This window comes from Cytobacillus oceanisediminis, assembly GCF_007830235.1.
Classification (GTDB): Bacteria; Bacillota; Bacilli; order Bacillales; family Cytobacillaceae; genus Cytobacillus; species Cytobacillus oceanisediminis.
In genome coordinates, this window is sequence record NZ_VLKI01000003.1 from 434,943 (window position 1) to 442,986 (window position 8,044).

Sequence of the window (8,044 nt, forward strand, 5' to 3'; positions counted from 1 at the left end):
TACTCATCCACTTTGTAGTCTGCATGCATTCCTCTAAACAGATTCTTCCCATCTAACTGCTTTTTAGGAATAAAACATTTTTCATTTCTTCTAAAATAATTACTTCACTTACAAAATAAAGTTTAAAATTAGTACATTTGGAAATGTAAAAAAGAGATACAAACTGGAAAGCCTAGTAACGTAGTGAACATCATCAAATTAAATGTTACGGTCTTTTTCAAAAGGCTTTAGTACAAGGAGGAAAATTTATTTTGACAACTTTTTCAGATTTCGGTTTAAGTAATGAAATAGTAAAAGCCCTTTCCAATATGGGGTTTGAAGAACCAACACCAATACAGGCACAAGCGATTCCTATCGGTATGCAAGGCAAGGATATGATTGGACAGGCACAAACCGGGACAGGAAAGACAACTGCATTTGGAGTGCCGCTATTAGAACAAATAGATATTAATGAAGGCATTCAGGGGCTTGTGCTTGCTCCAACACGTGAGCTAGCTGTCCAGGTAGCTGAAGAATTGAATCGCATTGGACAAGTAAAAGGAGTTAGAACCCTTCCGGTATATGGCGGCCAGGATATTAATCGCCAAATCCGTGCCCTTAAAAAACACCCGCAAATCATTGCGGCAACACCCGGAAGGCTAATTGACCACATCGAAAGAAAAACGATCCGTTTAAGCAACATTAAAATGGTTGTTTTGGATGAAGCAGATGAAATGCTTAATATGGGTTTTATTGAGGATATTGAACGAATCCTCAGTGAAATTAAAGGTGAGCGCCAAACACTTCTTTTCTCTGCTACAATGCCAAGGAGAATTCAGTCTCTTGCGGAAAAATTCATGCAGGAACCTGAAATGGTAAAAGTAAAAGCAAAAGAAATGACCGTTAAAAATATTGAACAATATTATATGGAAGTGCATGAAAAACAAAAATTTGATGTGCTTTGCAATCTTTTGGATATTCAATCTCCGGAATTGGCGATTGTGTTTGGGAGAACAAAAAAACGGGTAGACGAAGTAGTAGAAGGTCTTATTAAAAGGGGTTATTCAGCTGAAGGAATTCATGGGGATATTCCTCAGGCAAAGCGTGACCAGGTTATCCGCCGTTTTAAAGAGCAGACAATCGAGATTATGGTTGCGACAGACGTTGCTGCACGTGGCTTAGATATATCCGGCGTATCCCATGTTTACAACTTTGATATCCCGCAGGATCCGGAAAGTTACGTTCACCGTATTGGCCGTACCGGACGTGCAGGAAACAAAGGGCTTGCAATTACGTTCGTTTCACCAAGAGAAATTGATCATTTGAAAATTATTGAAAGTGTAACAAAAAGTAAAATGGCCAAAAAGCCGGTACCATCATTTAAGGATGTGGTTGAAGGCAATCAGCAGGCTACCATCAACAAGTTAATGGAAGTTATTGATAAAGGCGAACATGCAGACTTTAAGAGAGCGGCAGAAACGCTTCTTGAGGATACCGATTCTGTTACAATGCTGGCAGCTGCTTTGAAATTGCTGACAAAGGGTCCTGATGTGACACCTGTTAAATTGACTGCTGTTGAACCTATCCGTGTGAGAAAGCCTAAAGGCGGTGACCGTGGCGGAAGAAGATTTGGCGACAGGTCCAGAAGCGGCAGCCGGGATAGAAGAGATTTTAAAGGCGGAAGAGACAGACGCAGCAAAAATCGCAGTAAATAATTATTTTTAGTGTTTAAAAAGGGCATTACATCTATTTTTAAAGGACTTTTTGAACATCTTATTATAAAATCTGATTATTTTACCCATATTAGTAAATGCAGGGTAAAATATCACCCTGTGAGTTATAGATATTAGGAGGAAATAAAATGGCAACAGGCAAAGTAAAATGGTTTAATGCAGAAAAAGGTTTTGGTTTTATCGAAGTTGAAGGCGGAGAAGATGTGTTTGTTCATTACTCTGCAATTCAAACAGAAGGCTTTAAATCCCTTGATGAAGGCCAAGAAGTTAACTTTGACATAGAGCAGGGCCAGCGTGGACCTCAAGCTGTTAATGTAACAAAGTTATAATGCAAATAAAGGAGTCCCTTGCTGAAAAGGGGCTCCTTTATTTTTCTCTGGAATAGAGGAACTTTAGATCGGCTGATAGGGAGGAGGAGCACTTTTTAAAATAATCATTGTGTCGGATACCCATATGCCAAAAAGAGCGAAAAAGCTGCCGGCTGTCCTTTTGCAGGAACTCGATGGCTGCGATTTAATTATTCATGCCGGAGATTGGCAGACCATTGATATATATCATAAATTAAAGGCATATGCGCCTGTTGAAGGTGTATATGGGAATACGGATAGCGAAGAGATATGCGGTCTTTTTAGAGAAAGGCTTCTGCTTGAGATAGAAGGATATAAAATAGGGGTGGTTCATGGACATGGGAAGGGGAAAACCACAGAAAAAAGAAGCATCGCGGCTTTTGGCAAAGATCGAGTGGATATCATTATATTTGGGCATTCGCATATTCCGGTCCATAAAGAGGAAGGTGGACTCACGCTGTTTAATCCGGGTTCCCCCACAGACAAGCGCAGACAGCCGCGATATTCATTTGGCATTATGGAAATAGAAGATAAAATGAACCTCAGGCATAGCTTTTATGATTCAAAAGCATGAAAAACGACTCTTTAAAGCCGTTTTCTACTTTTAAAGTTTATTTAGATCGTATTCATAATAATCCTGAGTGCCGTATGGCTCAAATCCGCATGATTTGTACAAGCCAAGGGCATGCTCGTTTTCTGCTGCTACTTCAAGATGCACCCTTTCAATCCCTTTGTTTTGTTCATTCATAACAACTTGTGAAAGTGCGCTTCTGCCGATTCCATTTCCCTGCAGAGAGGGTTCAATGGCGAAACCGTAAATCCAAGTTGCATTTTCTTCTTTTTGAATCCTTATTTTCCCAGCTTCTTTCCCTCCGTATTCAACGATAAAGGTTGGTTCATTTCCTCCAAGCCAAACTTCTTTATTAAAAGCTATTGCCTCCTGCTCAGGGATATTAAAGCAGACAGAATCCAGGTAACTGAGAAATTTGAGGTCGCTTTCAATTGCATTTCGCAAAGTTACTTGCGGGTTTACTTCTGCTATTATCTTGCTTGCCTGGCGTTTCATTTGGTATTCCGAAAAAGAGTAAGTGCAGGGCCGGGATATTAAAAAGCTTTTTGCGGAAGTAGAGTTGGCGGGGGCATTAATAAGCAATTTGCTGGCTTTTTCCAGCGAAGGCCTTGCCTGCTTGAACAGCTGGCTGAAAATACCCTTTTGTCTGTATTCAGGGTGAACCATACCGCATAATTCCATAGGCCCTCCGAAAGTGTAGAGAGCGAGATAACCCAGTAATTTTCCATTATCATCATATTGGAAAAGGTCATTTTGCTGCCCATCAGGCCTGTTCCGCAAGCTATCCCAATTTAGCTTTAACTCAATATTTTCTTTCTCTTCGCATATTTGCTGCAGAGATCTAATATCTTCTAATTGTTTATTTGCCAGCACTTCTTCTGCCTCCCTGGAGTTACTCCGTCTAAATTACTTCTTAAATATCATATAGGAAAAAATTACAAACGAATAGACCCAAATTAGGTTACAGCCTTTAAGAGAGGGTAATAATAGGAATATAATTTTCTTTATGTTAGCATGGGATGAGTAGAGGGGGAGAATCCGTGAAAACTTATACTGTAAATTTCCACAAAGAAGATCAGGTACAGCCTATGCATGTTCAAAAACTAAGTGAAAAAGATTTTGAGCAATACACTGAGGGTGGAACAAGGCATTTATTTGAGTTGGATACCAACATTGGTTATTTTATTTTTTTCGATGCTCTTGATAATGACGGCAAAGAATCCTATATGGTTTTGCAATATGAAGAGGACCAGGAAGAGCCGAGCGCTTGCTATGCTTTTGAATTAAAAGACTTTTATCAATTTGCAGCACTGCATCTGAATGATTTGGACTTTAATGAGGAAAATGATCAGAATGAGGATGAAGAGGTTTATACGCCAATTCAACACTTAGCGCACCTAATGTACCACATTTCAGAGGAAGGCAAGAATATCTAGGTATAATATACAATAAAAAGAGCAGGGAACCCTGCTCTTTTTATTCAGCTTGAGAAATGTTTTCACTGCAGAAGCGGGAAACTGTTTTCTCTTCCTCTTCGTCCAATGCGAATTCTAAAACCTTTCCTGTCTGGTTTTCGAGAAAGTGGTAATTTAGAATCCTTTCATCCTCGTCGTTTTTATAAAAAAGCACTCTCAATTTTATGCCGTTCACTGAATACAATTCATCTTCCTCATCAACGTCGATATCTAAAAAGAATTCGTAGCGGTCACCGGCTAGGATGCCTGTCGGATCTTTTATGTACTCAACCGAATATCCTATAATGTTCATGGCCTTCACCCTTTCTTACATAAACATAACCTTCTGTACAAGTCATTATACACTTTTCCCCGAAGAGAATGATAGTATTTACTCTGTTTATAAGTTTGAGTAAAATGAAGCTGACTAAAAAGTATATCTTTTTGACAGGTTAACCTATATATGTTATACTATTTTTAGTTAAAAGAATATAATATTGCCCGTAAACACTTGTTATATAGAGCCGGTAAGTTCTGTCCCTTTATATAGCAAGTGATTTTTATTTTGGGTATAGGGTCTTACTCTTTGGGAGGTGCCTGACTATGGCAATGGGATTTGGCAGAAAGAATATGGAAGAAATAAAGGTTGAGGAAGTTAAGGTCTGGGAATGTTCATCAGAATCTTGTAACTGCTGGGTGAGAGACAATTTTAAAAGCAGCCAAGTACCTATCTGTCCAATTTGTAAAAGTGAAATGAACGAGACGACAAAAGAATTGCAGGTCGTTAACAATAACAGCATCTTTTCTAAATAATGAAAAAAGGGCGATTATTTTTAGTCGCCCTTTTATTTTTGATTAATTTTCTCGATAACATTAGCCAGTTCATCAGGCTTTAAAAACTCAATCGGGGAGAATCCCTTTTCAAACAAAATACTGTCAGCTTCAATAAGCAGTACATAGCGGCCATTTACCTTTGCCATATGAATGGTTTCTCCGAAATCCGAGAGAAGGCTGTTTACGGAAACATGATCCATTTTAAGCTTGAGTTCAATCTCGGGTGAATGTTCTATAATTTGTGCAGCCGCCTCGATTACTTGGTCAGAGGAAAATCTCTCTTGTATTTCTCTTTTCGGGCTGGCAGCCCATACTTCCATGCTCGCTTCCATCTGTTCTTTTTCCTCGCTCTCTGGCTGAAAAGTTTCTTCAATATGTTCCTGTACCATTCCGATTACTTGAGTTTTAACGATTTCCGGGAGGGAGGGTTCATAGTCTACATACCTTAAAAAGTCTTCAAAATATCGAGCATGCGAAGACTGGTGGATTTTTAGTTCTCCTTCCTCAATCATGCCTTCCTCCGGCATATAAGGGTACTGAATCGATTTCATATTTTTAGTCGTAATAGCCATTTCTACATTTCTAATAAGGGTAGTCTCATCAGAAATAGATGCTACCTTTGGTTCAAAGTCACATTTCATGATAAAAAGGAAAGATTCATCGAAATATTTCCTCAGCTTTGCATTTGCCACCAGCAAGACTCCTCCACGGACAGCGCTTGTATCAATATAGGCATTAACGATTTGTTCATTAGCCTCCCGGAAAAGTTCCTTGGTATCAGCCATTCTCACGCGATTAAAAAGATTATAATTGGAGTTGGAGCTTAATTCATGTCCCGGTTCCACAATAAATCGCCCAATTTTAGTAGGGGCCTGGTCTGTTTTCGGATGTCTTTCAACTTTCCTTTTTGAAATCTTTGCAAGTTCTCCATCTAAAAAGTCCTTCAAAGCACTATTTTCGTAATCCTCTGAATCAAGAGTTTGAAAGTGTTTGGAGAACTTTTCTGCGTTTTCGCCTTTTCCTTCTACCTGAACCACATAAAAAGATAAATAATTAATTTCAAAATCCATTTAATTCACCTGTTTTTCTTCTAATTTGACTTTACTAGTATAGGAAAGGGGAGAACCAACGTCAATTTGTTTTAGTTCTTGCTGGTAAAGTATATGTTTGCGTCTGATGAACAAAATAATGGAAACGAGTAAAAACTGGAAGTGGAAAAATTGTCAACTAATTTACTGTGGTTCCTTGGCTTGGTCCTTATTAGTGCATGGATCATGTATATTACATATAAGAAAACTAAATTTCATCTTAATCTTGCTGTATATTTTTTTACCATGGGCCTTTCCTTTCTAATGGAGTACATTGTTCTGATCTTAGGCGATGCCTATTCCTATTATCCGCGGGTTTTTTCGAACCAATGGTATGATGATGTTTTTGGCTCCAGTATTTCTCAGGCCTTTTTTATTCCAAGTATACTTATGGCCATTGCAGCTTTCCGTATTAATCTCAAGTGGGTTATTTTGATTATCGTGTATATCTTTGGAATTGAAGAGCTTTTCCTCTGGCTGGGGATTTACAAGCATAATTGGTGGAACTCCTGGTACACAGTAGTAATCTTGTTTATATCTGTTTTTATAATAAAATGGTGGAGAAATAGAGTCGAGGGACCTGATTTTTTTATTCAATTTGTAACCATTTATATGGCCATCACCACTATCTTTCAAGCTGTATCCTTTTACTTGCAGGCCATATTTGAAACACACAAGTATACGATCGGATGGTTTGAATCGCCATACCAGGATCATATTGCTTTTAACGTTTTAATTTGGATCATCTATGCATTTTTATTAACTTTAATTATTTTAAAATTTTATCGCTTTCTTTGGCTCGCAATCCTTTTCCTTGCAGATTCCCTATTTCATATCATCCTTATAAAAATGGAAATATTGCATATAAACTCTTTTTGGCACCCGATTTTCTTTAGCATTATTCTTATTGTACTGATGATCCTGATTAGGAAGCTTAACGTTTATATGTTTCCTCAATTAAAAAAATAGTGTTTTTGATCTTAAAATTAGATTTTTTAAATAATTAGATTTATTCTATATTAAAAACGAAGGACTTAATGTTATTAAAAGAGGTATCGAATGAACGATAATGGAAGAGCCCTGAATAAACTGCAGGGCACAGAAAAAGAGCTTCAATTTTATAAAAACCTCATCAGCCAGCTCCCTTTTTCCTTTTCTTATAGAGATGCTGAAATGGGAATGCAGCTTGACAAGGGGAATGATGAATGCTATTCCATTTTTTATAAGGAGGGAATCCAGCAAACCAAACTGTCGCATATTGATAAAAAGCTAGTGGATCTTCCGTTTACTGAAATTGAAAACTTTCTAGAACCAATACTTGACCTCGTTCCCCATCATATTGTTTTTATTGACAAAAAGGGTGTGGTAACTCTATGCAATTTACAGGCTTGCGAAGATCTTCATAAGAGTAAAGAAGATATAGTTGGCCGTCATATAAGAGACCTATTGCAAATTCCAGACGAGAAAATAAATTTGCTGGAGACACTAAGATCTGAAAAGGCTATAGTAAATAGAGAAATACTTGATAAAAATTATGGGATTAATAATACAAGGATTATCAGGGACCTGGATGGGAATATTCAAAGGGTTATCGGAGTTTTTCAATTCTTGAATGGAATTAAGGAAGCGGAGAAAGCGGCACTTGCAGGCAGGATAGCAGCAGGTATAGCGCATGAAATTAGAAAACCTCTAACAACCGTTAGAGGTTCAGCTTGTAGACAAAGTCTGCTTTACGGACCACGTCTACAAGCTTTTTTTGTATAATGAAGTTGAAAAGATTTTTTGTGGGGGATTCAAATGTTATCAAAACACGTAGAAGATGGAAGAAATCAAATAGAAATGGTCGCTCTTGACCAATTAGTGCCTGAAGATCATCTGGTTAGAAAGATCGAACAAGCTATTGATTTTGAATTCATTTATGACCTGGTAAAAGATAAGTATAGCTTAGACAATGGGAGACCTAGTATTGACCCTGTTGTCCTTATTAAAATGGTGTTCATTCAATATCTTTTTGGCATACGCTCGATGCGTCAAACTA

11 protein-coding genes are annotated in these 8,044 nt (G+C 37.9%); 8 read left to right on the forward strand and 3 right to left on the reverse strand.

Going from position 1 to position 8,044, the window contains the following annotated elements; genetic code table 11:
* Positions 1-251 precede the first annotated feature (251 nt).
* From cshA to IQ19_RS08620, 3 genes are all read left to right on the forward strand, one after another.
* Entirely contained in the window at positions 252-1,694 is a 1,443-nt protein-coding gene (gene cshA, locus IQ19_RS08610) for a degradosome RNA helicase CshA (RefSeq protein ID WP_199749409.1), read from the forward strand.
* A 146-nt stretch (positions 1,695-1,840) separates the two neighbouring features.
* Complete coding sequence (locus tag IQ19_RS08615; RefSeq protein WP_110064024.1) at positions 1,841-2,041, forward strand: cold-shock protein; 201 nt, start codon at positions 1,841-1,843, stop codon at positions 2,039-2,041.
* A gap of 100 nt (positions 2,042-2,141) precedes the next feature.
* The gene (locus IQ19_RS08620; RefSeq protein WP_277875305.1) at positions 2,142-2,633 is read left to right on the forward strand and encodes a metallophosphoesterase family protein; all 492 of its coding nucleotides are present in this window, start codon (positions 2,142-2,144) and stop codon (positions 2,631-2,633) included.
* A 30-nt stretch (positions 2,634-2,663) separates the two neighbouring features.
* Here IQ19_RS08620 and IQ19_RS08625 read toward each other — a convergent pair whose 3' ends face one another.
* Entirely contained in the window at positions 2,664-3,503 is an 840-nt protein-coding gene (locus tag IQ19_RS08625) for a GNAT family N-acetyltransferase (RefSeq protein ID WP_144541946.1), read from the reverse strand.
* A gap of 167 nt (positions 3,504-3,670) precedes the next feature.
* Here IQ19_RS08625 and IQ19_RS08630 point away from each other — a divergent pair, with 167 nt between their 5' ends.
* A complete protein-coding gene (locus tag IQ19_RS08630; protein WP_144541948.1) occupies positions 3,671-4,066 on the forward strand; it encodes a cytosolic protein in 396 nt (131 codons plus the stop codon).
* Between the two features lie 40 nt (positions 4,067-4,106).
* Here the strand turns inward: IQ19_RS08630 and IQ19_RS08635 are convergent, their stop codons facing one another.
* Positions 4,107-4,397 (reverse strand): DUF6509 family protein, encoded by a 291-nt coding sequence (locus IQ19_RS08635; RefSeq protein WP_144541949.1) that lies wholly within the window; start codon positions 4,395-4,397, stop codon positions 4,107-4,109.
* Positions 4,398-4,687: 290 nt separating this feature from the next.
* On the opposite strand from IQ19_RS08635, the gene IQ19_RS08640 reads away from it, so the two are divergent.
* On the forward strand, positions 4,688-4,897 hold the full coding sequence (locus IQ19_RS08640) for a cold-shock protein (RefSeq protein ID WP_144541951.1): 210 nt from the start codon (positions 4,688-4,690) through the stop codon (positions 4,895-4,897).
* Between the two features lie 32 nt (positions 4,898-4,929).
* Here IQ19_RS08640 and IQ19_RS08645 read toward each other — a convergent pair whose 3' ends face one another.
* Entirely contained in the window at positions 4,930-5,988 is a 1,059-nt protein-coding gene (locus IQ19_RS08645; protein ID WP_144541953.1) for a DUF3900 domain-containing protein, read from the reverse strand.
* Between the two features lie 150 nt (positions 5,989-6,138).
* Between IQ19_RS08645 and IQ19_RS08650 the strand changes: the two genes are divergently transcribed.
* From IQ19_RS08650 to IQ19_RS08660, 3 genes are all read left to right on the forward strand, one after another.
* A complete protein-coding gene (locus IQ19_RS08650) occupies positions 6,139-6,975 on the forward strand; it encodes a hypothetical protein (RefSeq protein WP_242020936.1) in 837 nt (278 codons plus the stop codon).
* A gap of 90 nt (positions 6,976-7,065) precedes the next feature.
* Positions 7,066-7,770, forward strand: a complete 705-nt coding sequence (locus IQ19_RS08655; RefSeq protein WP_242020937.1) for a PAS domain-containing protein — start codon at positions 7,066-7,068, stop codon at positions 7,768-7,770.
* Positions 7,771-7,803: 33 nt separating this feature from the next.
* On the forward strand, positions 7,804-8,044 hold a 241-nt coding region (locus IQ19_RS08660), incomplete at its 3' end, for a transposase (protein ID WP_199749410.1).

Excerpts from the sequence above, each read along its gene's own strand:
- IQ19_RS08615 (WP_110064024.1), top strand. The coding sequence starts at position 1,841 with ATGGCAACAGGCAAAGTAAAATGGTTTAATGCAGAAAAAGGTTTTGGT.
- IQ19_RS08635 (WP_144541949.1), bottom strand. The coding sequence starts at position 4,397 with ATGAACATTATAGGATATTCGGTTGAGTACATAAAAGATCCGACAGGC.
- IQ19_RS08640 (WP_144541951.1), top strand. The coding sequence starts at position 4,688 with ATGGCAATGGGATTTGGCAGAAAGAATATGGAAGAAATAAAGGTTGAG.
- IQ19_RS08645 (WP_144541953.1), bottom strand. The coding sequence starts at position 5,988 with ATGGATTTTGAAATTAATTATTTATCTTTTTATGTGGTTCAGGTAGAA.
- IQ19_RS08655 (WP_242020937.1), top strand. The coding sequence starts at position 7,066 with ATGAACGATAATGGAAGAGCCCTGAATAAACTGCAGGGCACAGAAAAA.